At 60.3% G+C, this 24,778-nt stretch carries 26 protein-coding genes and 4 pseudogenes; 13 read left to right on the forward strand and 17 right to left on the reverse strand.

Annotated elements, in window-relative coordinates:
* Positions 1-14: 14 nt before the first annotated feature.
* From NKH33_RS31125 to NKH33_RS31160, 8 genes are all read left to right on the forward strand, one after another.
* On the forward strand, positions 15-533 hold the full coding sequence (locus NKH33_RS31125; RefSeq protein ID WP_352542698.1) for a TadE/TadG family type IV pilus assembly protein: 519 nt from the start codon (positions 15-17) through the stop codon (positions 531-533).
* A gap of 2 nt (positions 534-535) precedes the next feature.
* Entirely contained in the window at positions 536-1,171 is a 636-nt protein-coding gene (locus NKH33_RS31130; RefSeq protein ID WP_352473002.1) for a TadE/TadG family type IV pilus assembly protein, read from the forward strand.
* A complete protein-coding gene (locus tag NKH33_RS31135; protein ID WP_352542686.1) occupies positions 1,168-2,331 on the forward strand; it encodes a CpaE/TadZ family protein in 1,164 nt (387 codons plus the stop codon). Before NKH33_RS31130 ends, NKH33_RS31135 begins: the two co-directional genes overlap by 4 nt.
* Complete coding sequence (locus NKH33_RS31140) at positions 2,315-2,905, forward strand: L,D-transpeptidase (protein ID WP_352473004.1); 591 nt, start codon at positions 2,315-2,317, stop codon at positions 2,903-2,905. Before NKH33_RS31135 ends, NKH33_RS31140 begins: the two co-directional genes overlap by 17 nt.
* Positions 2,902-3,495 carry a hypothetical protein gene (locus NKH33_RS31145; protein ID WP_352542687.1) on the forward strand — a complete coding sequence of 198 codons (594 nt, stop codon included), beginning with the start codon at positions 2,902-2,904 and terminating at the stop codon, positions 3,493-3,495. Before NKH33_RS31140 ends, NKH33_RS31145 begins: the two co-directional genes overlap by 4 nt.
* 117 nt (positions 3,496-3,612) lie before the next feature.
* Positions 3,613-3,924, forward strand: a complete 312-nt coding sequence (locus tag NKH33_RS31150; RefSeq protein WP_352542688.1) for a beta-barrel domain-containing protein — start codon at positions 3,613-3,615, stop codon at positions 3,922-3,924.
* A complete protein-coding gene (locus NKH33_RS31155; RefSeq protein WP_352542689.1) occupies positions 3,921-4,559 on the forward strand; it encodes a ribbon-helix-helix domain-containing protein in 639 nt (212 codons plus the stop codon). Before NKH33_RS31150 ends, NKH33_RS31155 begins: the two co-directional genes overlap by 4 nt.
* A 252-nt stretch (positions 4,560-4,811) precedes the next feature.
* On the forward strand, positions 4,812-5,183 hold the full coding sequence (locus NKH33_RS31160; RefSeq protein ID WP_352923232.1) for a hypothetical protein: 372 nt from the start codon (positions 4,812-4,814) through the stop codon (positions 5,181-5,183).
* Positions 5,184-5,591: 408 nt separating this feature from the next.
* Here NKH33_RS31160 and NKH33_RS31165 read toward each other — a convergent pair whose 3' ends face one another.
* The 16 genes and pseudogenes from NKH33_RS31165 to trbB form a co-directional block, all read right to left on the reverse strand.
* A complete protein-coding gene (locus tag NKH33_RS31165; protein ID WP_352923234.1) occupies positions 5,592-7,169 on the reverse strand; it encodes an adenylate/guanylate cyclase domain-containing protein in 1,578 nt (525 codons plus the stop codon).
* Positions 7,170-7,193: 24 nt separating this feature from the next.
* Positions 7,194-7,565: a response regulator gene (locus tag NKH33_RS31170; RefSeq protein ID WP_352542692.1), complete on the reverse strand. Its 372-nt coding sequence runs from the start codon at positions 7,563-7,565 to the stop codon at positions 7,194-7,196.
* Entirely contained in the window at positions 7,562-10,354 is a 2,793-nt protein-coding gene (locus tag NKH33_RS31175; protein WP_352542693.1) for an ATP-binding response regulator, read from the reverse strand. Before NKH33_RS31175 ends, NKH33_RS31170 begins: the two co-directional genes overlap by 4 nt.
* The gene (locus NKH33_RS31180) at positions 10,351-11,112 is read right to left on the reverse strand and encodes a Tll0287-like domain-containing protein (protein WP_352923237.1); all 762 of its coding nucleotides are present in this window, start codon (positions 11,110-11,112) and stop codon (positions 10,351-10,353) included. Before NKH33_RS31180 ends, NKH33_RS31175 begins: the two co-directional genes overlap by 4 nt.
* Positions 11,113-11,419: 307 nt before the next feature.
* Positions 11,420-11,659: a DUF2274 domain-containing protein gene (locus NKH33_RS31185; protein WP_502906785.1), complete on the reverse strand. Its 240-nt coding sequence runs from the start codon at positions 11,657-11,659 to the stop codon at positions 11,420-11,422.
* A gap of 80 nt (positions 11,660-11,739) precedes the next feature.
* A pseudogene (locus NKH33_RS31190) lies at positions 11,740-11,856 on the reverse strand (DUF2274 domain-containing protein); the annotation flags it as partial.
* Complete coding sequence (locus NKH33_RS31195; RefSeq protein WP_352542694.1) at positions 11,853-13,067, reverse strand: TraB/TrbI/VirB10 family type IV secretion system protein; 1,215 nt, start codon at positions 13,065-13,067, stop codon at positions 11,853-11,855. The pseudogene NKH33_RS31190 and the gene NKH33_RS31195, both read right to left, overlap by 4 nt.
* Positions 13,064-14,128 (reverse strand): P-type conjugative transfer protein TrbG, encoded by a 1,065-nt coding sequence (gene trbG, locus NKH33_RS31200; protein WP_352923240.1) that lies wholly within the window; start codon positions 14,126-14,128, stop codon positions 13,064-13,066. Before trbG ends, NKH33_RS31195 begins: the two co-directional genes overlap by 4 nt.
* The gene (gene trbF / locus NKH33_RS31205) at positions 14,125-14,811 is read right to left on the reverse strand and encodes a conjugal transfer protein TrbF (protein WP_352474826.1); all 687 of its coding nucleotides are present in this window, start codon (positions 14,809-14,811) and stop codon (positions 14,125-14,127) included. Before trbF ends, trbG begins: the two co-directional genes overlap by 4 nt.
* A complete protein-coding gene (gene trbL / locus NKH33_RS31210; protein WP_352474827.1) occupies positions 14,811-16,178 on the reverse strand; it encodes a P-type conjugative transfer protein TrbL in 1,368 nt (455 codons plus the stop codon). The genes trbF and trbL overlap by 1 nt, the downstream gene beginning before the upstream one ends.
* A complete protein-coding gene (gene trbK-alt / locus NKH33_RS31215) occupies positions 16,175-16,543 on the reverse strand; it encodes a putative entry exclusion protein TrbK-alt (protein ID WP_352474828.1) in 369 nt (122 codons plus the stop codon). The genes trbL and trbK-alt overlap by 4 nt, the downstream gene beginning before the upstream one ends.
* Positions 16,544-16,555: 12 nt before the next feature.
* Positions 16,556-17,305, reverse strand: coding sequence for a P-type conjugative transfer protein TrbJ (gene trbJ / locus NKH33_RS31220; RefSeq protein WP_352542695.1), 750 nt, complete (start codon positions 17,303-17,305; stop codon positions 16,556-16,558).
* Positions 17,302-19,809 carry a conjugal transfer protein TrbE gene (gene trbE, locus NKH33_RS31225; RefSeq protein WP_352474830.1) on the reverse strand — a complete coding sequence of 836 codons (2,508 nt, stop codon included), beginning with the start codon at positions 19,807-19,809 and terminating at the stop codon, positions 17,302-17,304. Before trbE ends, trbJ begins: the two co-directional genes overlap by 4 nt.
* 11 nt (positions 19,810-19,820) lie before the next feature.
* Positions 19,821-20,084: a VirB3 family type IV secretion system protein gene (locus NKH33_RS31230; protein WP_352474832.1), complete on the reverse strand. Its 264-nt coding sequence runs from the start codon at positions 20,082-20,084 to the stop codon at positions 19,821-19,823.
* Positions 20,084-20,347, reverse strand: a complete 264-nt coding sequence (locus tag NKH33_RS31235) for a TrbC/VirB2 family type IV secretion system protein (RefSeq protein ID WP_352474837.1) — start codon at positions 20,345-20,347, stop codon at positions 20,084-20,086. Before NKH33_RS31235 ends, NKH33_RS31230 begins: the two co-directional genes overlap by 1 nt.
* Positions 20,348-20,421: 74 nt before the next feature.
* Positions 20,422-21,438: a P-type conjugative transfer ATPase TrbB gene (gene trbB, locus NKH33_RS31240; protein ID WP_352542696.1), complete on the reverse strand. Its 1,017-nt coding sequence runs from the start codon at positions 21,436-21,438 to the stop codon at positions 20,422-20,424.
* Between the two features lie 258 nt (positions 21,439-21,696).
* Between trbB and NKH33_RS31245 the strand changes: the two genes are divergently transcribed.
* The 4 genes and pseudogenes from NKH33_RS31245 to NKH33_RS31260 all read left to right on the forward strand — a co-directional run bounded on the left by NKH33_RS31245 (position 21,697) and on the right by NKH33_RS31260 (position 23,509).
* Positions 21,697-21,954 carry a type II toxin-antitoxin system VapB family antitoxin gene (locus NKH33_RS31245; RefSeq protein ID WP_352474834.1) on the forward strand — a complete coding sequence of 86 codons (258 nt, stop codon included), beginning with the start codon at positions 21,697-21,699 and terminating at the stop codon, positions 21,952-21,954.
* Positions 21,954-22,325, forward strand: a pseudogene (locus NKH33_RS31250) (type II toxin-antitoxin system VapC family toxin). Before NKH33_RS31245 ends, NKH33_RS31250 begins: the two are co-directional and overlap by 1 nt.
* A gap of 330 nt (positions 22,326-22,655) precedes the next feature.
* A pseudogene (locus tag NKH33_RS31255) lies at positions 22,656-22,883 on the forward strand (helix-turn-helix domain-containing protein); the annotation flags it as partial.
* A 416-nt stretch (positions 22,884-23,299) separates the two neighbouring features.
* Positions 23,300-23,509, forward strand: a complete 210-nt coding sequence (locus tag NKH33_RS31260) for a DUF3072 domain-containing protein (RefSeq protein WP_352542697.1) — start codon at positions 23,300-23,302, stop codon at positions 23,507-23,509.
* Between the two features lie 237 nt (positions 23,510-23,746).
* Here the strand turns inward: NKH33_RS31260 and NKH33_RS31265 are convergent, their stop codons facing one another.
* On the reverse strand, positions 23,747-23,872 hold the full coding sequence (locus NKH33_RS31265; protein WP_352474836.1) for a hypothetical protein: 126 nt from the start codon (positions 23,870-23,872) through the stop codon (positions 23,747-23,749).
* 758 nt (positions 23,873-24,630) lie between these two features.
* On the opposite strand from NKH33_RS31265, the pseudogene NKH33_RS31270 reads away from it, so the two are divergent.
* A pseudogene (locus NKH33_RS31270) lies at positions 24,631-24,778 on the forward strand (glycosyltransferase family 4 protein); the annotation flags it as partial.

The raw sequence follows: 24,778 nt of genomic DNA on the forward strand, positions 1-24,778 counted from the left end.
TGGCGATGATTGGAATGCTATTGCGTCATCTCGATAGATTTCGATGCGATCAACGCGGTGCAGTGCTCATCGAAATGACGCTGATCACGCCGCTGATGCTGATTTTGGCGGGTGGCGTGTTCGAGTTCGGCAATCTGATTCACGAAAAACTCTTGATGGAGGCCGGACTTTCAGATGCAAGCCGCTTCGCCGCGCGCTGCAACAGCCAATTGTATACACAAGCCGGGCTTGCGGCGATCAACTGCGCCGACATCGCTGCAAACATCGCTGTGTTCGGCAATGCCGCGGGAACAGGCAGTGCACGCGTCACCGGCTGGCAGAAATCGAATGTGACGGTGACAATCGCCGCCTCCGGTTCCTGCCATGACGCTGTGGTTGCCGGCGTCGCGCAATATCGATCAACGACCGCGCAGGTCTGTATCGTCAGGGCTGCGGGTACCTTGGCGTACGGCGGGGTCGGCATGCTATCGATCATCGGCATCGGCCCGATCACGTTGAACGGCTCTCACGAGGAGCGGCTGATCCGGTTCTGACCATGTTCAAGCGTTTTGCGGATTCGGACGACGGCGCGGCGATGGTCGAAATGACCATCGTTTCGACGCTGCTGTTTGCCCTTGTCCTCGGTTTCATCGATTTCGGTCACGCCTTCTACCAATGGAACGCTGCTACCAAGGCGGTCCAACTCGGCGCCCGGCTGGCCTCGATTTCAGACCCAATTGCGACGGCCCTTGCAACTGCGGCGCCGACGACGACGCCGGGTGCGCCAGTCGTTGCCGCGGCATATGGCCCCTTCGTCTGCAGATATACTGCTGGCACAGGAGCTTGCACCAACGGCGGCACATTCAATGCCGCCAACTTCAGCCGTATCTTCCGCGGGGACACGGCAAACACCAACGATGATGCCTGTCCCCCACTCGCAGCAAATCAACGGCCGGGGATGTGCCATTTCTTTCCGCGCTTGCGCCGCGATAACGTGGTGGTCACCTACAGCGCCACTGGCTTGAGCTATCAGACCCGGCTGGGCGGACCGGTGCCAACAATCACCGTAAGTCTTCAAAACGTGACCTTTCAGTTCTTCTTTCTGCAAGGGCTGATGGGCTTTGCGAACCTCACCATGCCGTCCATGCTAAGCACGGTTACGGGCGAAGACCTGAAGAGCACATCACCATGAACGCCATCAACACGAAGGTTCTCCCAACCAAACGAAAGCAGGTCGCCCTGTTCTCGTCTGATTCGCAGTTCAAGCATGACGTGGCGACGCGGCTCGATGCGCTGGCGATCTATGACGTCCGGATTTCCGAAACGGATGATTTTCTCAAAGGCCCGACCCCCGACACGCGGCCGGGCATCGTAATCCTCGACCTTGCCAATGGCGAGCTGCTTGGCAAGCCTGGCATTATCGAAGGGCGCGCCCTGTGGGCGGCCGTGCCGCTGATTGCGGTTTCCGACGAACTGACCTCTGAACAGACGCGCATCCTGGTGCGAATGAACGCCTCGGACTGGCTGCACAAACCACTTGATGCCAAGGAGCTTCTGAACGCGGTCACCTTCCACGACACCGGCAACCAGGGCACCAAGAGCCGCATCATCACCTTTATCGGCGCTAGCGGCGGCGCCGGCGCTACGACGCTCGCTTTATCAGCGGCGGAGTTCCTGGCCTCGAAATCCACCGAACGTGCAGCTTCGACCTGCCTCGTCGACCTCGATTTCCAAAGCGCCAATTGTGGCGCCTATCTCAACCTCTTCAACCAGTTCGACCTTGCCGGCATCATCGGCCAGCCGGAACGGCTCGATGTCGAACTGATGGATGTCATCAAGCTCTCGCGCCCGTCCGGCCTGACGCTGTACGCCTTCGAAAGGCCGCAACTGCCATTCGAGCCGCAGGGCGCAGATTTCGTGTTCCGGCTGCTGGACCTCGTCGCCTATCGCTTCGATGACATCGTCATCGACCTGCCCAACATCGAAACTCCCTGGCAGAATCCTGTGCTTTCCACGAGCGACGCGATCTTCATCGTGTTCGAGCTCAACGTCGCCTCGCTGCGGCAGGGCAAGCGGCTCTACAAGAAGATCCGCGATTTGCGCGGCAATTCGGTGAACATCACGCTGGTCGCCAACAAGCACAAGAGCAAATGGTTCGGCAATCACTTTTCGCGCGGCGAACTCGAAAAGATATTCAAGGCACCGCACATCAAATCGGTTGCCTTGGACAATGCGCTGCTGACCGATGCGCTGAACCGAGCCATCATGCCTTCCGAAGTGGACGGGCGGGCACGCTTCAACAAGGATCTGAAGCGGATGTTCAAAGAGCGGCTCGATGACACTGCCCGGTAGATATCGCTTCGTTCCAACGCTTGCGGGCGCCTGCATCATGGGCCTGGCATTGGCGGCATCGTCCTGGGACTGCGCCCATGCCCGATCCGGGCTATCGGACCAGCCGCCGCTGCCAGCCATGGGCCCCAGCCTGCGCAAGTTCGTTTTTTTCCAAACCGCGGAACAGCCGGGCACGATCATTATCCGCAAGCAGGAGAAGGCGCTCTATCTTGTGACCCGAGAGGGTGAGGCGCTGCGCTATCAAATCAGCGTCGGGCGTGACGGATTTGGCTGGACCGGCACCGTGGAAGTGGGGGCGAAGACCGAATGGCCGGAATGGCGCCCACCGAGAGAAATGCGCGCGCGCCAGCCGGAGCTGCCGGAGATGGTGCCGGCCGGTCCCTACAATCCGCTCGGCGCACGGGCGCTCTACTTATCCCGAGACGGGCACGACACGCTTTATCGCATACACGGCACCAACGACCCTTCAGGCGTTGGCTTCGACGGCACATCGGGATGCTTTCGTCTTACCAACACCGATGTGATCGATCTTTTCAGGCGCGTCTCGGTCGGTGCAAAGGTGGTGGTCCAATGACGATGATTAGCGACCCGGACATGCCGGCGATCGGCATTGGGCCGGCGACCCAAGCTATAGAGCAAGCTGTCGCTGGGAAACCGAGCAATGCCAGGATGATCGGGGTTGTTGCTGCAGGCACCTTGCTGATCACAGCCGCAAATTTAATAGCCGCGGTCTATCTCTTCCGCGGCATCAACGATCTGCGCTCTGTCGAAGGGAGGCTGGAACAGCTCGGATCGTTCGAGCAACGGATTGCGGCCCGGCTCGACATGGTCAATAACGGCTTTCAAAGCCGGTTCGAAAAACTGGACAATCAACTGCAGGGTAGCTTCAGCCAGATCAACGGCAGCATTGCTCGGATAGAACAGAACTTGCCGCTGGTCAACGACGACGTTTCTACCGTGGCGGAGCCTTTTGTTGAGACGACCAGCGCCACGGCGGAGCCGGTCAGCGATCTCGATGGTGAAGAAGCGACCGAACGCAGTATCGTCGAAGCACCACGCCCGCCCAAAAGGAAGATCGCAGCAGCGGTGCCCCCTGCCCCAAGCTCCTCCTACCGGCGCATAGAGCAGCCTGACGGCAAGGTCTATTACCGCAAGATCGATTAGAAGCGGGGTAAGGGGGCGTGGAGAATGCTTGCCAGAGAAGATCGTCCGCCGCTTTGAGCGTCGGCGTCCATATTCGTTCTGGGAGCGCTTTTCGTCGTTTTTGTCGGGTGGACGTCGGTGCCTTCGTCCAGCCTGCTGCTCGTGGCTGACAGCGAGGCGCTGATAAAGGTCACCACTTATGACTTCTCGATCTTCGGCGGCATCGAAGGCAAGGTCTCTAGCATGATCGCCGACAGTTTGGTCGATCAGAAAAACGGGGGAGCCTTTTACCAGGTTCGTGTCGCGGCGGACAAATCGACGCTCGCGAGGGATGGCGAGACTTATTCAACCATCCCGGGCATAATGTGCTCAGTAGACATCAAGACGCAAGGCGATTCTGAGTTACCTTTTAAAGCCGATCAACAAGGCGCGTCAGGAGACCATGAGTGAGCGCTAGCGCCACCTCTCCTCCCATCAATCGTGATCGGCTGCTTCTAACGATCACAAAAGAGGATTTCGGGCTGGAATTCCGGGTCGTCGCGCGTGGCGGCATACGCCGCGGCATTCGTCTGGAAAAGGCTTTCTGGATATCTCTGAAGCAGATGGCTGAAAGTAGGAAATGCACAATCGGCATGCTGATCGAGGAGATCGCCGACAGCCCGACCAAGACTGGTAACCTGACATCGGCGATTCGGGTGGCTTGCATACACGGGCTGGCGGATGAAAACATGGCCCTGCGGAAGCTTGCATCGATCAGGACGATCAATGCCATATTGCTTGCCTGCCCCTCGCCCGCTTTTGCCTTGGCGTCATCGAAGAAGATCCTGACTTTCAATGCTTCGTTCCAGCAATTCGTCAAGCGTCAGTTGCCGATCGGACCAAACAATGATGCACGACTAGATCTCAAGCTGGCGCTGGATCTCCCTGTCGCCGACATTTTTGCCCAACTCGACGCCAACGGCGAAGTACCGATCGCCAGCGGCTTTGTAATCGGGGCCGGCGAACGCCGGTACCGAGGTCAATTGAATGTAGTACGGGCGCCCGTACCCGAACCGGAATTGCTGATGGCGTTCGTCAACAGCTAGAACTGCGGCCTCCGGTGAGCGAGGCTCTATCCGGGCTGAAGATCCTTCGTGTCATTTAGCGCGAATAGGAACTGTCTGCGAGACTTCGATTAGGCCCGACCGCTATTGCCAGCCGACGGCCCGCACCGTGTGGCGGGAGCGGCACCATCACCAATCAACCGGATTCATTACAATGAAGGGCGACAACCTCGAAGAGAGAGGGCAAGACGACGTATTGGCGCCAGAGAAGGCTTGGCGAGCAGAAAAACGGGATTGGATCCGGACTGGGCTGATCGTCGCGCAAATCCGCGCGGAAAAGCTGCGGCAAGCTCCAAGAAGAAATTTCGCAGGATCGAACACATGTGTTGGCTGGAAAATAGAAAGCTTATTCGCTCCGCGAAAGTCATTGCCGAGGCTGAGCATGCCGAACGTAGCGAAAAGACAGCAAGATTGAGATCGCTTCGGATGGCAGCTCAGAGTGACCTGAAGGTTCCGTTCCTTGAGGAACTCGATTGCTCTCTACTTGTCGCCGCACTGACTCAAGGCGAATTATCGGCTAAACTTCCCGACGGATCGCATTGGCGGGGCCGAGCAAGGGCAACAGGCAAAAACCAGTATTCCTCCGCGCCCGCCAATTCGGACTAACGAGTGTTCTCTCGCCTGATATCGAATTCAGAAGGCGATCTCGAGACCCAGCTTGCCGCTGACAGTTGACTGTCTTGAGACCACTTGCCGCGAATCTCACTGCTGAGCGTTGATCGATTGAGACATTTTCAGGTTGAAGCCAGACGGAGTGCCACTGAGAAGTCTGCGTCTTCAAACTCACACTCTCCCTTCCGTCAACGCATGCCGTGTTGGAATAGCCGAAGCCGAAAGGCGGTAGCGCTCCTCAAACCCACTATCTCATCTCGGGTAGCAGGTGTGGCGATGTAGCCCTCGTCACAGGGCTAACCCCAGTGCTTGCACTGGCCAGGGGCCACTTTCGATGCCACGCTGCGGAGCGCCGGCGGTCCGAGCACAGAGCATCGCTTCGCGAAATTTCCCTAAGGGCAGTCAGACATTGTTCCGATCAGGTTGAACGAGATAGGTTTCGATCCTGCCGACACCTGCCAGTTCTAGATTACAGCGCGGTTCGAGCTTCCAGGAGGTGCGCAGGGCCTGCTTGGTTGCCTCCGAGATTTGCATGCGGTCGGCCACGCCCTGGGACTCGAGCCGGCTTGCAATATTCACGGTCTCGCCCCAGAGGTCGTAGACGAACCGATGCCGGCCGATCAGGCCCGCGGTCACCGGTCCCGTGTGCACGCCAATGCGGATCCGAAAACTATCGTTGCCCCAAGCTAAGGGCTTCAACGCGTCCAGCATGGATTTCCCGAGTGCCACGATCCTGTCGGCATGGTCAGCTGCCGGTTCGGGAACACCGCTCGCAGCCATATAGGCGTCTCCGATGGTCTTGATTTTCTCGACGGAATGCTTCTCCGCCAAGACGTCGAACGTGCCGAATAGCCTGTCGAGGCGCTTGATCAGGTCCGACGGCGGCAACCTTGCCGCTATGCTCGAGAAACCGACAATATCGGCAAAAAGAATGGTCACTTCATCGAACCGGTCGGCAATGAACTCTTCGCCCCGATGCAGCCGTGCCACGATCTGACCGGGCAGGATCGCATGAAGAAGCGAGTCAGCCCGCCCCTTCTCCACCTCGATCCGCTGAAGATACTGGTGCTCGCGGTCAAGCCAACGCTTCTTCTCCAAACTCGAGTTGATCCGGGCGCGCAGCAGGACTGGATTGAAAGGTTTAGGCAAGTAATCGTCGGCCCCCGCCTCGATGCAGCGGACCACTGCGTCCACTTCGTCCAACCCCGATATCATGATGACAGGGATATGCCGCCATCGGCGCTCCGCTTTCAATCGTGAGAGCACCTCGATGCCGTTCATGTCCGGCATCAGGAGGTCCAGCAGAACCAGGTCGAACTCGTGTTCCGCAAGGTGAGCCAGCGCTGACAGACCGGACTCGGCAGAGACTACCTGATGACCGTCACGTTGCAAGCGGCGGGAGAGGAGACCGCGGTTACTGCTGATGTCGTCGACGACAAGTATGCGGCCACAGCCGGAGCTTACGGGGTGCTCCGTCTTGATCAGTGCCCGTTCGAGTCCTGCCGCATCGATCTCAGCCTGATCCGTGGTCCGCGGTTCCTCGCTGTCGGGTGCGCGCGAGAGGCCGGCGATTGCATCGACATGCGCCAACAACTCGGCCGCCGCGGCGAGCATCACCCTGACATCCTCTTCCAGCGCGTATTCGTGCAATTCTTCGGCTTCTTCACGAATCATTTCGGAATAGCCGATGATCGCGTTGAGCGGCGTTCGCAAGTCGTGGCGCAGTTTCGCCTCGATCTCGACCCCTGCCCGGTTCTGATTGTCGGCTTTGCCATAGATCAAGCTGTCGATCAGGCCATTCAATTCGCAAGCAGCGGCGCTGACCTTCTCCAGATCCGGTGTCATGTGGACCAGACCGAGATCCTGCACCTGTTCGGTCAGCAACTCCTGAAATCCTGAGATTGCCCGCGCCGGTCCGGCGAGCTGCTGTGCCAGATGGACGGCGATCGCATGGCGTTGGAACTTGTTCTTGGCAGTCATGTTTTCAAACCGTCGGCCTGGGCCTCATCGATCCCCGGCGAGCAATTGTTCAATTTTCTGGACAAGTCGCGACAGGTCCACCGGCTTGCTATCGTAGTCATCGCAGCCGGCCTCGAGCGCCATTTCGCGATCGCTGGCCATCGCGTGCGCAGAAAGCGCAATGATCGGGATCCCGGAGGTGGCCGGATCAGCCTTGATCCGCCGGGTCGCCTCCCACCCGTCCATGACCGGCAAGCTCATATCCATGAGGATGAGATCCGGCCTTTCCGAAACGGTGAGTTCCACGCCCGACTGTCCGTTTTCCGCAATCAGGACTTCGAACCCACGCCGCGACAACCGCCGCGAGAGCATGTCGCGATTCAATTCGTTGTCTTCTACGAGAAGGATCCTCGTCATCCTCGGCTTCCTTCAGCCATGGGGGCGGTTCCGGGATCGGCAATGCTGGCACCTGTCGATCCAAGTGGGAATATCTGGCGCTCGAGGGCCTCGACCAACTGAGACCGACTGTTTGCGCCCTTGGTCACAACCGCGACCGCCCTGTCGCGAAGCCATTTGAGCTCGTCCGCCGACAAATCCTTGGAAGTCACGACGACGACCGGAATGTTCTGCAGCTCGGGCACCTGCTGCATCTCATTCAAGGTCTCGAATCCGTCCATTTCGGGCATCAGCAGATCAAGCAGGACCAGACGCGGCAACAACCGCTTCATCAGCTTGAGGCCGCGCAGGCCATCGCTTGCCTCGTGAACCCGCCAATCCTTCTTGACCAGAATACGCCGAAGGAAATCGCGCGAGGCTTGATCGTCATCAATAACAAGCACATCGCGGTTGCCACTGCCGCAAGCCTCTATCGTTCGAACAAGCTTCCGCGTGTCGATCGGCTTCGTTAGGTATTCGACCGCACCGAGTGAGAGGCCGAGTTCGCGATCTGCAAGTATCGTCGCAAGGATTACTGGAATCTCGCAGAGCTCCTTGTCGCTCTTCAGCGAGCGCAGCACTGACCAGCCGTCCTGATGCGGCATGATAATGTCGAGAACGATTGCGACAGGGCGATGCGCTCGCGCAGCGGCTATTCCTTCCTCGCCGCTTGCTGCTTCGATCGACGCCAGTCCCGCTTCTGCCAAGGCCCTGGCGATAAGGGTTCGGGCGGCAGGCTCGTCATCGATGATCAGCACCGCCTTGTCCGACGCCCTGGACGACAGCGGTTCGGCGAGTCGCTGCTCGCTAGATTCCTCGTTGCACTCGGCTGGAATCTCCATTGTGAAGGTCGAGCCTTTTCCGAACTCGCTCTTGACCGTTACAACGCCTCCGATCATTCGGCAGAAACTCCGGGTTATGCTAAGGCCCAATCCCGTTCCGCCATAGTTGCGAGTGGTGGACGCGTCTGCCTGCGTAAAAGCGTCAAAGAGCCGTTCTTGTTGCTCTGGCGTCATCCCGATCCCGGTGTCAGACACTACGAATATTAGCCAGTCGCCATCCGATGTCCTGTTGCGTCGAACCGCCAGCGTTACACGGCCCACTTCGGTGAACTTGGCCGCGTTACTGAGTAGATTGAAGAGGTTATGACGCAACTTCGTCTGGTCCGAATGCATTTTCCCAAGGTCTCCCGCGAGGTCCAGCACGAAACTGTTTCTGTTTTTCGCCATCAGTGGCGCTACTGTGGCCTGGACATCGCGCAACAAGTCGGCGACGTCGAAAGTCTCCAGGAAATTTTCCATCTTATTTGCCTCGATCTTCGACAGATCGAGGATGTCGTTGATGAGCGCGAGGAGATGGCGACCGGCCCCTGCGATCTTTTCCACATCTGGGACGAACTCGTTCATTTGCTCGTCACTCGCCTCTTCGATCAGCATCTCGCTGTAGCCAATGATCGCGTTCAATGGAGTGCGTAGCTCGTGGCTCATGGACGCGAGGAAGCTGCTCTTGGCCTCATTTGCCGCTTCAGCATGGCTCTTGGCCCGCTCGAGTTCGACCTCTCTCTGCTTCAGTTCCGTGATGTCGGTGTAAACGGCGACGGTCCCGCCGTCAGGGGTCTTTCGTTTGCTGACGCGGACCCAGCGTTCTCCGAAGCGACCCTCGTGGACGAAGCCTGCCGGATCCTTCTGGATGCGCAGCCTCTCCGCAATCCATTCCTCCGGCGACGCGCCCTCAAGGTCGACGTGCCCGCTCGCCAAGCGTCCTTTCAGAATATCCTGAAGGCTTTGCCCAGGAAGAGTAGCTCGCTCATTGCCGGGAAAGATTTCGCAGTATTTGCTGTTGGCAAGAAGGACCTTGTCCTCCGAATCGAACAGGACAAATCCGTCAGAAATCGCCTCGAGTGCCGCTGCGATCGTCCGTCTTTGCCGCTCCGCCTCATCTTCCAGTCTTTGCTTTTCAATTGCGCTCGCCCGGAAAAGCCGAAGCGTCCGCGCCATCGCGCCGAGCTCGTCGCCTCCCTCTGCCTGTATTTCGACGTCGTAGCGTCCTTCCGTCAGATTTCCGATCACCCGGTTCAAGCGCCGCAACGGGCCGACGATCGAGCGAAGAACAAGGATGGTGAGAAGCGACCCGATCATCACCACGATGGCCACCAGCACGGCAGCGGTCGTCGCCGTTTTCTGGGTTTCCGTTACGACCTCGTTGCGAGCGGCTTCTGCCTCGGCGCTCGCTCGTTCGACGAGTTTGTTAAGCGCGGCATCCACATTTGCGCTGTGGGTGCGCGCCTCGGCGAGGAGAGTGTTGCCGATGATGCGGTTGTCTTGAGTATAGCTGTCTGCCGCTCGTAACGCCGTTTTGACATAGGCATCGATCTCAACGCGGATTTCCCTGACCGCATCCGGTGATGATTTCGAAAGGCGGTCCAGATGTGCCAGCAGTCGCTCGCGCGCCTGCTCGGCATTGCGCTGAGAATTCATCAACAAGCTAACCGACAAATCAGTCAGCCAGTATCGCAATTCGCCGAATGTTACGTGGGCCGCAGCCGCAGTGGACGCGACGTCGAAAAATGCCTTGGTCTCCGCGGTTCGATCTGCACTGCGATAAAGTGCCTGGGTGAGAAAGATGGACGATACGATGAGGCTGACAAGGCCGGCCGCTGTCAGCGCAGCTATGCGGGCCGAAATCGGTAGATTGGCGAAGCTACGCGCAAGTGGCCTCGCCGGCGCCGATACGGCTTCCACTTGGTGCGGTGATTGTTCCAAAGCGCTCATTTGAACAAGACGATGCTGATCGCGCCTCCCAGATCGCCCGCTTTGCCGCCCTCCTTTGGATATCCTGTCACGTCGATCTCGCCCTTCGGCTCGCCGTGACAGGAAAGACACGAGCCGGTATAGTATTCGGGCAGCAGCATTCGAAATGCCGGGCGTCCATCCGCCTCTGTGACGTCCGTGTAGGCTTCTCCCTTCGCTCTCTGCGGATCCACCAAGACCTTTTCGATGATCTGTGCTTCCCAGGCGTCCGGAAGCGATTTGCGGTTGCGCACGAGTTGCTCTGGCGCAGTCACGCGCACCCGAGCTTCGTTGCCGGCCTTGGCGACGAACTTGTCATTCATCAGACGCGCAAACACGGCTGGCACGAAGCCCTTGAAAGCGATTCCCGCGCGGTTGATGTTATCTTGCTGTTCGTCCACCACCTCTCGCATCGCCTCAATCTGGACTTCAAGCAGACGCCGGTCGCGCTCGGTCAATTCGCCGGAAAGCGGGTCGTTGCCGATGTGTTTTGAGTATTCGGCGATGGCCTCTCTCGTAATGCGCTCACCGTCGAGGTGCTTGTCGCCAACAGCAGGATCATTGATGAGCGTCTGGTAGTTCGATATGATACGTCGCCCCGCACGGAGCAATTCCGCGAGTCGCGTTCCCGTCGCGACATCCTCGGTAACTCCCGCTCCGATGGCAGACGACACGACGGGCGCGCAGCCGACAAGAACAGCGGCAATGAAAGTCCGCGTCAACGCTGACATGCCGGACATTTCCGTTTCCCTTCCAGGAAGGCCACTAACAGCATAGCACGATAAAAGCCGGGGAGGCAGCGACAAACTTCGAAGCTCAGGGAAGGAGGGAACGAAATATTCGCCGTCTGTTCCGAAGCGTCCCTGGCGTGTAACCCATCTCCGCCGAACGTCCCTTACCACCCCATCGCCACCCCATTGCCAACCCGCAGCCTCGACCAACTGGATGACGGCTTCGGGTGATGGCCGTGAATTGGCCCGGAGCAAGCGAGCTTCCGCTTAGGGTCGGAACCGGCATTCCGCTTAGGGTAAAGCCACTGGGACAGCTTCAGGCGGAGCCATCACCTTCAGCACCGCTTCGCGTCGTGCTGCTGGCCGGAGACGCCCCTCTTTGGCGGGCACGGCCGGCCTTCGCCTTACGACTGCGCCAACCGCGATCCGAACCGACGAAGGCCTCCAGCATGTGCGGAATCAGGGCAGCGGTGTCCACGGGTTCATAGAGCCGGCTGTGCTCGGCCGCGTACTGATCGAGTTCCTCCTTGAGAGGCTCCGGCAGGATGATGGTCATGCGGACGACGCCAACCTTCGGCAGCCGACCGAGCCTCAGATCTGGCATTGTTCACCTCCTGCGTGTGAGACAAAGACATGTTGCCTGTTCAGATAATCTGCGTAGGCGACGAGGTCGCGATGAACGGCGGCAGGCAGTTCGACGGGGATCTTGACCGGACGGTCATCGGGAATGGCGGAGCGTTTCAGCTTGGTCATGACGGACCCTTTGACTTCCCGTAAGGCACAAGAACAAGGTCGCGATTGACAATCACGCGAACCGGAAAACCGGGCCGCACCGTGAGCGTCGGCTGCACGTTGAGCTGATTGCGCACGATCTGCTGGCCAATATCGGAGGCCGAGTCCTGCGCGCTTTCGCGGATGGCCTTGGCGATTTCGCTTTCGTCGTCGCTGGACCCGAGCGATGTCCCAATGCCCAGCAATGTCGAGAGCGCTGCGGCCCGGAACATCTGGCCCCAATGATGGTCAACTTCGTCTTCAAGGCCAGAAAACCCTTGCGTGTCTGCGCCCTGCTGGCGCTCCAGCACGATCGATGTGCCATCGGGCATGATCAGCCGGTTCCAGACCAGCAGCAGGCGCGACTGGCCGAACGCGACCTGGCTGTCATACTGGCCGATCAGCCGCGCACCCTGCGGGATCAGAAGGTATGAGCCGGTTGGGCTGTCGTAGACATTTTCCGTGACCTGAGCGGTGATCTCGCCGGGCAGGTCGGAGCGGATGCCGGTGATAAGGGCAGCTGGAATGACGCTGCCGGCTTGCACCACGTAGGGCGAGGCCTTCTCGGCGAGCCGATTGGGGCTGACTGTGCGACGGTCTGGCTCGGCATTGACGAAGGCCAGCTTGCGATCCTGCACGTTTTGCGCGGCGCCAGGATCGATCGGTGGCGGCCCAAGCGGCGGAGTCAGACCAGATTGGGTGTCCGGTCCTATGACCCTGCTGCCAGCATCCTGTCGTGTGGGACCAGGTCTCGTGTTCGTATCGGTGAAGAGCTTCGCCACGCGTGCGGCCTCGATCTCGGCCAGTCGGCGCTGCTCCTCCGGATCGGCGCGCGGGCCACTGACGTTGGACGCCCCAATCGGCTGGCCGCGCTCCTGCGCGCGCAAGATCGGCCGGCCCAAATCGCCAGGCAGCGCGGGGCCGAGTTGCGGAACACCGGCATAGTCCTTCGGCAGCTTCTGTAGCCCGTCGGCCGTTGAGCGGTTTTCGGTGGTGAAGAGCTCGGACGGCTGTTCGGTTCCGCGCTGTCTGGTGTCGAGCGCCCAAATCAACGTGCCGAGGATCGCAGCGCTGGCAACTCCACCAACGCCTATCAGCACCTTGCGCGACAGTCGCGTGACCCTGGCCGGTTCGGGCCGAAGGCGCAGTTCCGCTCGAATGTCCTGGTTGGGTGCATTTGCAGGGTCGCTCATCGGAACAGCCTCGTGCTGGGCGAGGTTCGTTTGCCGTCCGTACGCACGATGCGGACGCGCTTTTCGCTTGTTTTGTCGCCGAGCCTCAATTCAGCGGCGGCAAACAGCCGATCAACGACGTAGTAGTTCTGGCGAGCACGGTAGTTGACCAGCTCCGAGCCGCCCGATGGGCCGATGACAAAGAGTGGCGGCATTTCACCTTGCCCTATGCCAGACGGGAACTCGATGTAGACTTTTGCACCGTCATCGAAGGCGCGAAGCGGCCGCCAGGGCGCCATGTCGCCTTCGATGCGATAGCGGAAATTCAGTTTCTGGATGTCGACGCCGGACGCGACCGGCTGTGCGGCGGAAGCCTGCGCGTTCTGGCGCCGCAGCGCAATCAGCTGGTCCTGCGGGTACTGCCAGGAGACCGAAGCCATGTAGGTCTTTTCGGTCGAACGCAGCTCGAGATGATAGGTGCGGCGGTCGCTGTTGATGACGAGATTGGTCTGCAGATCCGGCCGTGTCGGCTTCACAAGAATATGGACCTGCTGGCGCTCCCCTGCCCCACTTTGCGTATCGCCGATGATCCAGCGCACCGTGTCGCCGGCGGCCACAGGCCCGGAGCCGACAAGCTGCTCGCCGGGCTGCAAGGCGATGTCGGTGACCTGGCCGGGCGCGGCATAGATCTGGTAGAGCGCGCCCTCACTCCAGGGATAGAGCTGGATGGCATTGACGAACCCGTCGCGAACCGGCTGCATCCTTGCTGCCTCGTTCGCCTGGCTGATACGCTGCTTCGGATCGGTCGGCTCCGGCTTCACCTTCGTAGCGTCGACTGGTTTCAACTGACCAGGCAGCGGAAGCGGTTTCGGCACTTCCACCACTTTGACCGGACCAGGCGGCTCGACCCTGCGCACCGCAGGCACCGCATCGTCGTAGGCGATTTCCGGCGGAATGTATTTCTTCGATGCACAGCCGGCGAGCGCCGTTGCCGACAGCAGTGTCAGGGCAAGCCTACGTGCCTTGGGCGCATTGCGCTTGGCCGGTCTCGCCGATGTTCTTGTTGGTGCTGCACCCATCATGAAAACTCCTTCGACCAGCTGATGGCGTTGACATAGACGCCAAGCGGATTGGCTTTGAGCCGGTCAGCGTCGCGGGGTTGCTGAATCACGATTGTGAGGATTGCGGTCCAGCGCTCCGTGCCGGCCAGGTTGCCATTCTCGTAACGGCGCTCGATCCAGGCGACGCGAAAGGAATCGGGCGTAGCACGGATGACGCTGGAAACCTCGATGGCGATCTGGAGTTTGCCCAATTTGGCAAAAGGGTCGTTCAACCGGGCGTAATCATTGAGGGAAATGGCGCCGCGGTCTGTGGTGTAGTCGTAGGCGCGCAGCCAGTTTTGGCGGACGATGACCGGGTCGGCCGGAATGCTTCTAACCTGTTCGATGAAGCGGGCCAGATGCCAGGCGATCTGCGGATCGGTCGGCCGATAGTCGGCAACGGCCGGAGCGACAACTTGCGCTTCGCCGAACTTGCCGACTTCCACCACCCAGGGAACCACTGAGCCGCGCGTCGACTGCCAGACCAATGCGGATGCAAAACCGCCGGCCAAGACGAGAGAGCCGAAGGCCATCAGCCGCCAGTTCTTCGCCTGGACGCGAGCCGAGCCGATGCGCTCGTCCCAAATCTGGGCTGCGCGCTGATATGGCGTCTCAGGGTGAGGCGTTTTTGAGTAACGAACAAAAGGGCGTCTAAAGGGTGTCATCAGCGGTCGTCCTGATCGAGGGAAACATTCATCGAGCCGCCGCCATCATTGCTCGAGTGGACCGAATGGGCGGCGATGCTGGCGCCATGGCTCATGGCCTGGCTGCGTTTCATGCGTTTTGCCCATGCTGGCGGAGAGTCGGCACTGGCCCCGGTGGACGGCCAGTCGCCGGAGGAGGCCGTGCCCGACGATCGCTCTCCACTCGTCGCAGTCCAAGCCGCAAAGCGGCCGGCCTCATAGCTGTCGGACAACGCCGTCGCAGCGCGCGACATGGCCTGCTTCACCGGTCGAACGGCAGCGCTGGCACCGGCCCTGGCGACACCTGCCACGCCGGCGGCGACCGAGCCTGCACCACCTCGTCCAGATGTCGCTGCGCCAAGCTCCCAGGCGGCCGAAGTGCTGCCGGCCAGGTGTGCGCCACCGCGTGCGGCCGCTGCCGACATACGCACCCCGGCATTGAGTGCGCCTGCTGCGCCGCTCAATCCGGTGCGAGCACCCATAGCGCCGGCCGCGCCAAGGCCGCCAGCGACGAGGCTCGTGCCAACAGCGGCACCTGCGCCAAGTTGGGGGGCACCAGAGACCAGCCCCGTCGCAATGCTTGGACCGAAGATCGACAGCCCCATCAGCGACAGGGCGCCCAGGACAAGCGACAGCGCATCCGTGATTGTGGGCTGTTCCGCGCCGAAGCCTCGGGTGAACTCGGCGAACAGCCCCGAGCCGATGCCGACGATGACGGCAAGGACCAGGATCTTCACGCCGGAGGCAACGATGTTGCCGAGCACTTTTTCGGCAAGAAAGGCGGTCCGGTTGAACAGCGCAAAGGGGAGCAGCACAAACCCGGCAAGCGTCGTCAGCTTGAATTCGACCAGCGTGACGAAGATCTGGACGGCCAGAAGAAAGAACGCAATCAGTACTATCGCCCAGGCGATCATCAGCACTACGATCTGGACGAAATTCTCGAAGAACGAGACGTAGCCCATCAGTTGGCTGGCGGCCTCGAGGATCGGATTGCCGGCATCGATGCCGACTTGTGCAACGCGGCCCGGCTGCAGCAATGCCGAGCCTGAAAGTGCCGAGCCTCCAGCCTTCAGGCCGAGCCCGGAAAAGCTCTCGAAGACGATGCCGGCCAGACGATTGAAGTTGCCGATGATGAAGGCAAAGAAGCCGATATAGAGGGTCTTCTTCACTAGCCGGTGCAGGACGTCCTCATCAGCACCCCATGCCCAGAACAGGCCGGCCAGTGTGATGTCCATGACAATGAGGGTCGAAGTAAGAAACGCAACTTCCCCACCGAGCAGACCAAAGCCGGAATCGATATAGCGGGTAAACGTCTCCAGGAAGCGATCGATCACGCCGGTGTCGTTCATGGCGCCACCGTTTCCGGATGGAGCCGGTCTTCCGCGCTAGGCGGAGTTGGCGGTTGGAGCGGCAGCATTCGGCTCTGGTCCTTCTCGATCCACGGACCCGCGTTTGGCGCGATGGGGCGGGATGGTTGCAGGAAGCGTCGGCGGCTTTCCGCCCAGGCTTTCCTGCAGGCGTCGTCATCAATCGCCGCCATGCCAATGTCCCGGCATCGGGCAAGCTCGACCCCAGCCGGCTCGCCGCCCGGATATGCAGAGCGCGGGGAGGACGCGTTCTGCGAGCCGCCGCCGCGCAGCGCCATGGAGGCGGCGGTCATGGCGGCGCCAAGGGCAAGAACGGCTGTTATCCGGGCGGCGATCTTGAGATCCATGCGGTCTTTGCCTCAGTCGTGGAACATTTTTACAGATGACGCGCTGTAGCTGCTGCCCGTCATAAAACGGCTGAACTGTTCCCGTGCCTGCTCCTGCGCGGCCGCCCGCCTCGCCTGCTCAAGGGCTTCGGCTCGTCCTTGTGCGGCCAGCATCGCAGTGAGGTCGGCAACTTGCTTGGCTTGGACCGCGAGGAGCTGGTTGCCGGCCTGCGTCGCCTGAAGCAAGCCGACGGCGGACTGGCTGGCACCGACCAGCGCACTCGTCTGCTCTTGTGTCGCGGCGATGTTGTCGACCGCGACGGCGCCCGCCTTCAGCGAATGCTCGAAGGCCGACACCGAGGTCTGCCAGCGTTGACGCGCGCCGTCGACAAGCTGCTGGCTGGAGAGATTCGAACCGAAATTCTCGTAAGCGGAGGTAAACTGGCTCTCGACCTCCTGGACGCTATAGGCCAGCTTGTCGGCCTCGCCGAGCAGGCTCTTCATCTCTGCAAAATTGGCCTCGATCTGGCCCAGCAGCGAGGTCGGCAGCGAAGTGAGATTCTTCGCCTGGTTGATCAGCATCTGCGCTTCGTTCTGAAGCGAGGTGATCTGGTTGTGGATCTGCTCCAGGGCGCGCGATGCCGAAAGCAGGTTTTCGGCGTAATTCCTGGGATCGAACACGATCAGCGCTGATGCTGGTGCCGATGACAGCGCCGTGGCCACGGCGATGGCGCCGGCTGCCGCCACGCGACGGATACGGCGACCTGCAAGAACGGAATTCATGACGAAATCTCCTCGGTGGACTGGTTGATCAAGTTGGTGAGACCTGGGATGAGGTCGGCCGCCCAGGACAGACTGCGCTCCGCTAGCCAGGCCTCGAGGAAATGGTCTCGGCCGGCCTCGGCGACGATCCGGCCGATCGCGGCCTGGTCGGATTTGGACGATGTGGCGCAGAGCGCCAGCGCGATTGGACCGAGCCCTAGTTCGAACAGACGATTGCCGCGGCGGCTTTGACAGTAATAGTCGCGCTTCGGTATCGCCCGGGCGATGATCTCGATCTGGCGATCGTTGAGACCAAAGCGTCGGTAGATCTCGGTGATCTGCGGCTCGATGGCGCGCTCGTTGGGCAAGAACAGCCGCGTCGGGCAGCTTTCTACTATTGCCGGCGCGATTGGCGATCCGTCGATGTCGGAAAGCGACTGCGTGGCGAAGACTACGCTGGCGTTCTTCTTTCTCAGCGTCTTCAGCCATTCGCGCAACTGGTCGGCGAAACCGCCATCGTCGAGCGCCAGCCAGCCCTCGTCAATGAGCAGCAGCGTCGGCCGTCCATCCATCCTCTGCTCGATGCGGTGGAAAAGGTAGGCAAGCACCGCGGGAGCAGCACCCGTGCCAATCAGGCCCTCGGTTTCGAACGCCTGGACGGTGGCTTCGCCGAGTCGCTCATGCTCGGCATCAAGCAGCCGGCCAAAAGCGCCGCCGATGCAATAGGGACCAAGCGCCTGTTTCAGCGGCGAGGACTGCAGCAGCACGGATAGGCCAGTTAATGTCCTCTCCTGGATTGGCGCAGAAGCCAGCGACGTCAGCGCCGACCATAGATGTTCCTTCACCTGCGGCGTGATGACCACGCCTTCCCGCAGAAGAATGTCGAAGAGCCAGGCGGCCGCCCAGGCCCGCTCTGGCGTATGATGGATATGGGCAAGCGGCTGCAGCGACACGGCCTGAACGTCGTCCGACAGATCGGCCAAGGTGAGCGAGGGCAACGGATTGTCAGAGCCCTGTCCGCTTTCAGCATTGCTTCCGAGACTGTGCCAATCACCATTCATGGCGAGCGTGGCAGCGCGGATTGAGCCACCGAAATCGAAGGCAAAGACCTGGCTGTTCTCGTAACGCCGGAACTGCAGCGCGATCAGCGCCAACAGGACCGACTTGCCGGCGCCCGTCGGGCCGATGACAAGGGTGTGGCCGACGTCTCCAACATGCAGGCTGAACCGGAACGGAGTGGCGCCCTCCGTCCTGGCGAAGAACAGCGGCGGCGCTCCAAGATGCTCGTCCTCGGTCGGACCTGCCCAGACCGCGGAGAGGGGAATCGCGTGCGCAAGGTTGAGCGTGGAAAGCGGCGGCTGGCGAACATTGGCATAGACATGGCCGGGGATGCCGCCCAGCCAAGCTTCGACAGCGTTGACGCCCTCGGCGATGCAGGTGAAGTCTCTGCCCTGAACGATCTTTTCGACTAGACGCAGTTTTTCGTCGGCAATCGATGGATCAACATCCCAGACCGTCATGGTGGCGGTGACATAGGCTTCGCCGATCTGATCAGAGCCCAGGTCCTGGAGCGCCGCGTCCGCATCGGCCGCCTTGTTGGCCGCGTCCGAGTCGACGAGAACAGACGCCTCGTTGGTCATCACCTCCTTGAGGATCGCGGCAACGGATTTCCGTTTCGCGAACCACTGACGGCGTATCTTGGTCACCAACTTGGTCGCCTCGGTCTTGTCCAGCATGATCGCCCGCGTTGACCAGCGGTAAGGGAAGGCAAGCCGATTAAGATCGTCGAGAATCCCCGGGAAGGTCATCGTCGGAAACCCGATGATAGTGAGTGTGCGCAGATGCGCATCGCCAAGCCTCGGATCGAGTCCGCCGGCCAACGGCTGATCGACAAGCAGTGCGTCGAGATGCATCGGCGTTTCTGGCACGCGAACGCGATGCCGCTTGGTCGAAATGGTTGAGTGCAGGTAACTCAGCGTCTCCCCGTCATCGAGCCAGTCAGCTTCGGGAACGAAGCCCCCGATGAGGTTGAGCGCGCGATCGGTGCGATCGACAAAAATCTTCAGGAGTTCCCAAGGATCGACGCCCGTCTTTTCCCGGCCTTCATAGAGCCAGCTCTCCATTCGCGACGCTTCCTCAGCCGGAGGCAGCCACACGAATGTGAGAAAGTAGCTGCTTTCAAACAGCACACCGGAGGCTTCGAACTGTTCGCGACGCTCGATGTCGAGAAGTGCCGATGCGCAATCCGGGAACCGGCTGTCTGGGTAGCCGCTGGCAGGATTGCGCTGCGCTTCGACAAAAATTGCCCAGCCGGAGCCGAGCCGGCGTAGCGCGCCGTTGAGCCGCGCGGTCGTGCCGACCAGCTCCGCCGGCGTGGCGGAGTCCAGGTCCGGCCCGCGAAAACGCACTGTCCTTTGAAAGCTGCCGTCCTTGTTGAGCACCACGCCCGGCGCCACCAGGGCGGCCCAAGGCAGATAATCGACGAGGCTGGCACTCTTCTTTCGGTATTCCGCGAGGTTCATCATGATGAAGGACCTCAACAGCCGAAGTGCGAGGGATAGCGAAGGTGCCGGCGTGCCACATCGACGAACTGCGCATCGCGCTTTGCCGCCCAGACGGCCACGAGATGTCCGACCAACCAGATGATGAGCCCTGCGACCCACAAGCGAAGTCCTAATCCGACCGCGCCGGCCAGCGTACCGTTGGCGATGGCAACCGCACGCGGCGCGCCGCCGAGCAGGATCGGTTCGGTGAGTGCGCGATGCACCGGCGCGAAAAAGCCGCGGACTTCCTCCTCCATCAGATCAGCGCTCCGCCGCCGAAGGAGAAAAAAGACAGGAAGAACGAACTTGCCGCGAAAGCGATCGACAGGCCGAAGACGATCTGGATCAGCCGGCGAAATCCGCCCGATGTGTCGCCGAAAGCGAGCGACAAGCCGGTGACGATGATGATGATCACCGCCACGATCTTGGCGACTGGCCCCTCAATCGATTCGAGAATTTGCTGAAGGGGCTCCTCCCAGGGCATGGAGGAACCGGCAGCATGGGCGGGCGCAATCGTCATGATCGCGGCGGTCGTCGCATACGACAGCTCCACGGCAAGTTTGCGGACAGCCGATGAAGTGAAGCGGATCGGGGTCATTTTGAAGCTCCAAAGGGCGAGTGGTGATTCACGGTCATTGTGGTCTCGAGATTTGCTTCCAGGGTGCGGTAGTCACCGGTGGCCGGATCGAGCCCGTCGACCAAGGCGATTTCGACGAGCCGGCGCGCGGAACCGCGGCCGGCGAGGACGGCGACGAGGTCTATGGTTTCGGCTATCAGCGCGCGCGGGACCGTGACGACGGCCTCCTGTACGAGCTGTTCCAGTCGCTGCAGTGCGCCAATGGCAGAATTGGCGTGAATGGTGCCGATGCCGCCGGGATGGCCGGTGCCCCAGGCCTTCAGCAAATCGAGCGCTTCGGCGCCCCGTACCTCGCCTATCGGGATGCGGTCGGGCCGAAGCCGCAATGATGACTTCACCAGATCGGACAGCGAGGCGACACCATCCTTTGTGCGCAGCGCTACAAGATTGGGCGCAGCGCACTGCAACTCGCGTGTGTCCTCGATCAGCACGACGCGCTCGGCGGTTTTAGCCACCTCCGCCAAAAGCGCGTTGACCAGCGTGGTCTTGCCCGTCGATGTACCGCCGGCCACCAGCACGTTCTTGCGTGTCTCCACGGCAAGCTGCAGGACGTCAGCCTGGCCTTCGGTCATGATGCCGGCAGCGACATAGTCTTGAAGCGTAAACACCGCGACTGCCGGCTTGCGGATGGCGAATGTTGGTGCCGTGACGACAGGCGGCAAAAGGCCCTCGAACCGTTCACCGGTCCCAGGCAGTTCAGCCGAAACGCGCGGCGAGCCCGAATGCACCTCCGCACCGACATGGTGCGCGACCAGCCTGACGATCCGTTCGCCGTCTGCCGCGATCAGTGTTTCATTGCTTGCAGCGAGTCCTTCGCTGAGACGGTCAACCCACAGGCGACCGTCGGGATTGAGCATCACCTCGACAATGGCTGGATCGTCAAGGAAGCCTGCGACCGCCGGGCCGAGGGCGGTGCGCAGCATGCGCGCGCCGCGCGATACCGCTCCCTTACTGGCATGATAGTTGGTCGCCATGCGGGTCCCCGTTTCTCGCCACGAACTGGTTCTTGCCGCGGTCGGGGATCATTAGAAAAGGCAGGAGCGCCGGCCTTGCAACAAGCAAAACCGGCGATCGTGGCATGACGTGCAGAGACTTGCGAAATGCGGTGCCGCGACCGCCTGGCGATTGTGGTGGTCAATCCGGCGCGGGTGTGGGCGAAGGCTAGCAGGTATGTTGAAGAGCTAGAGAATTGTGGTAGAAATTGCCAGAAAGGTAGATTTTTGGAGTTTCTCGTGTCCCTGAACATCAAAAATCCAGCCACCGTTGCTCTCGCCGATGAACTCGCACGCCGCCAGGGTATCAGTAAGACAGCAGCCATTCATCAGGCCCTTAGCGAGCGCTTGCACCGCTTGGGCTTTGGAGAGACCGCTCAGGAGCGTCTGCTGGCAGAATTGCGCGCCATCCGAGAAAGAGTGGCACGATTGCCTGAACTGGATTGTCGCAGCGACGAGGAGATCATCGGGTTTGACGAGCATGGAATCCCTAACTGATGGTGATCGATACCTCAGCTGTTGTAGCGATCCTTCGGAGCGAGCCTGAGGCAGCAAGGCTGGAACGAGCGCTGGTCTCCGACCCAATCCGTCTGATCCCGGCAAGCTGCGTGCTCGAGGCACGCATGGTGCTGGTCAGCAGGCGCGGCGAACACGCGTTGGCTGAGATCGATCTTTGGCTGCGCAACGTCGAGGCCGACATCATTCCTGTCGACTCCGAATTGGTTGATCTGGCGACCCAGGGTTGGCTGACCTACGGCAAGGGCCACCACCGGCGGCGCTGAATTTCCTATGCTTTGGCAAAGCGTGCAGACGAACCGCTGCTTTTCATCGGCAAAGACTTCTGCCAAACGGATATCGAACCGGCATGAGCACGAGATTGTAAGATCATCGGCTGTCTCCAGCTTGAACCTGTAATAGCACCCAATTAGTTTCGGCCCTGTCGGCTGGGCCTGCATCGAGGGGCGTCATGCCAATTGGTGCAAAAGCAGAGCAAGCTGGCGTCTTTCGTCCTTCCGATCTGGTGCTGCTGGGCCGCGTCTTGGATGGTTTGGAAGTTGAGGGCCAATCCAGCCGGCCAACTTGTAACTCAGACATCACGGCCGCGACGCTGGCTGCACCAATAAATGATGGGCCTCGTCGAAAACAGCCCTGGGGAGGGCCCGAAGCTCGCTCGCTTCGTAGGTGAGATGCTCGAGATAGGCGACCGGCTGCCGATTACCCATGAATTCCTGTCGGTCATGTTGGGTGTACGACGGCCGGGCGTCACCGTGGCACTTCAAATGCTGGAAGGCCGCGGTCTGATCAGGTCAAATCGTGGCGAGGTCATCGTCCGTGATCGAACTGGTCTCATCATCTTGGCAAACAGCTCATATGGCCAGCCGGAGGCGGAATATGCCCGCCTGATCGGCGAGCAGGCATCTCCATGATCCAAGCCAATATCGAAGTCCGCCGATGGGATGAGACAAACTGCCTAAAACGGCAGGCCATCGCTAATGCTGGGCGGGGGTCTCGATCCGCGAAGGGCAACCCGTGCTGGTTCCGTGGAGTGAGGCACGCCAAGTGTCTCCCTTCCGCAAAGATTGATACTTGAGACTGGAGGCTCTGTCAGCGCCGTTGGCGACCAGAGCAGGATATGGCTGCCAGTCCGCGCGGGAACTACCATCCAGCCGCAGTCGACGTGTTGTCCGGGTCCCGGCCAGCGTCGACGTTACTCCGGCCGATCCCACACACTGACCAGGTCGGTGACGAGCAGCCCTGCAAACGGTCTGAGAAAGCCTACCAAATGTAGCGGAACAAATCATGATCGTTTCTCATTGAGCTGATCAATCAAGGGGGATTGACCATGGGCGATCGGCACAACCCAAAAATCGAGGCATCGGCAAATTCGGAAAAGACCCGGAAGATTGGGTCAGCGGAGATGACCCCCGCACAAGCCTCATATCTGAAAACTCTGGCCGAACAGGCCGACGACCCTGACGCCTATGCCGACGGCCTTAGCAAGGCGGGAGCTTTTAAACGCATTGATGCACTCGGGGAAAAGTTAGGCCTGTAGCGTCCGCCCGTGGCTTTTCGTCTCCAGCGAAGGACAGCCGATCGGGTTGGATTGGGAGAGTTTTGCTGCAGGTTGTGACCCGCGCAATGAAATTTTCTGAATTCAGTGCATCGTGGCTCGACTGGCGATCGAGAGGACAAACGGCGGATGGGAGCGGCTCATAGGGTACAGCCCGGCATTCGCCCTGAACCCACCGAGACCTCGCGCCCGCCGGTCGAATCCTACTGTCGAAACAGATCAGGACCTTCCGATGAGGGCGATGGTCACCAGAGACACAAAAAGGACAAGGGCGATTGCAGCGCCCCAGAAGAAGACTTTTTCGGTGCCGCGTTGCTCTTCCTCGCGAGATATGTCTTTCGCCATTGCATGCATCCTTTGAAGGTCAGCGACTGAGCAACGTGATGTGCCAAGGCTGGGTTCCGATAAACTACTTGCCCGCTTCGCACTGTGAGACAGCTCTCGGAATGAAACTCCAACCGTCGGTTGGTGGACGCATCGCAGCTGGTGCATCTAAAGTTCGCGTGGTCCGCGCGCACCGGGCATGCCCGACCCCGAGCCCCCCGCTCGGTGCAACACGTTTGATCGACCCGCCGCATCAACCTGTGCGGCGGGCTTTTTTCCTCACGCGATGGAACACCGGCGCTCAGGAAAAGTTCTGCCCACGCAGCAAACTCTTTCCCTCATTTTTTTGCTGCCAGATCGGATATCTCCGATCGGCCCGCGTCGTTCTTATCCTCCGGCGACGCGGGCTCGCTGTCCTTGCTCGGTCGAGGAGCCACAGAACAAACGAAAGCACGATGCTGTCAGGACCCGGTGCCAATCGGAGCACAAAACGTGAAGTTCTCACGTTGGAGCTTGCGCGGATCCTGGTCAACCGTAGCGGCATATGTGAGGCGGGAGCGCCATTCTTTTTCTGGGACCGGTGAAACATTTCTCAGGGATCGCAGTTCTGGATGCAGAGGAATTGAATAAGGGAAACCTGATTGCACGGGAGGAGCACGGACGGCACAACTATAAATACGCTCTGCAGAGAATACTTCGCAACGGGAAGCTCTCGCTTGTCTTGGTTGCCGCCGAAGCTTGTTTGAAAGACGGCGATCGCCGCCGAAAAGATTTTCTAAATGAAAATAGCCCAGATCGCACCGCTAACCGAATCCGTGCCGCCCCGAACCTACGGTGGAACCGAGCGAATTGTTTCGTATCTGACCGAAGAACTTGTCCGACAGGGCCACGAGGTGACGCTGTTCGCCAGCGCCGATTCTCGTACCT

This window comes from Mesorhizobium sp. M1182 (genome assembly GCF_040318335.1).
GTDB lineage: Bacteria > Pseudomonadota > Alphaproteobacteria > Rhizobiales > Rhizobiaceae > Mesorhizobium.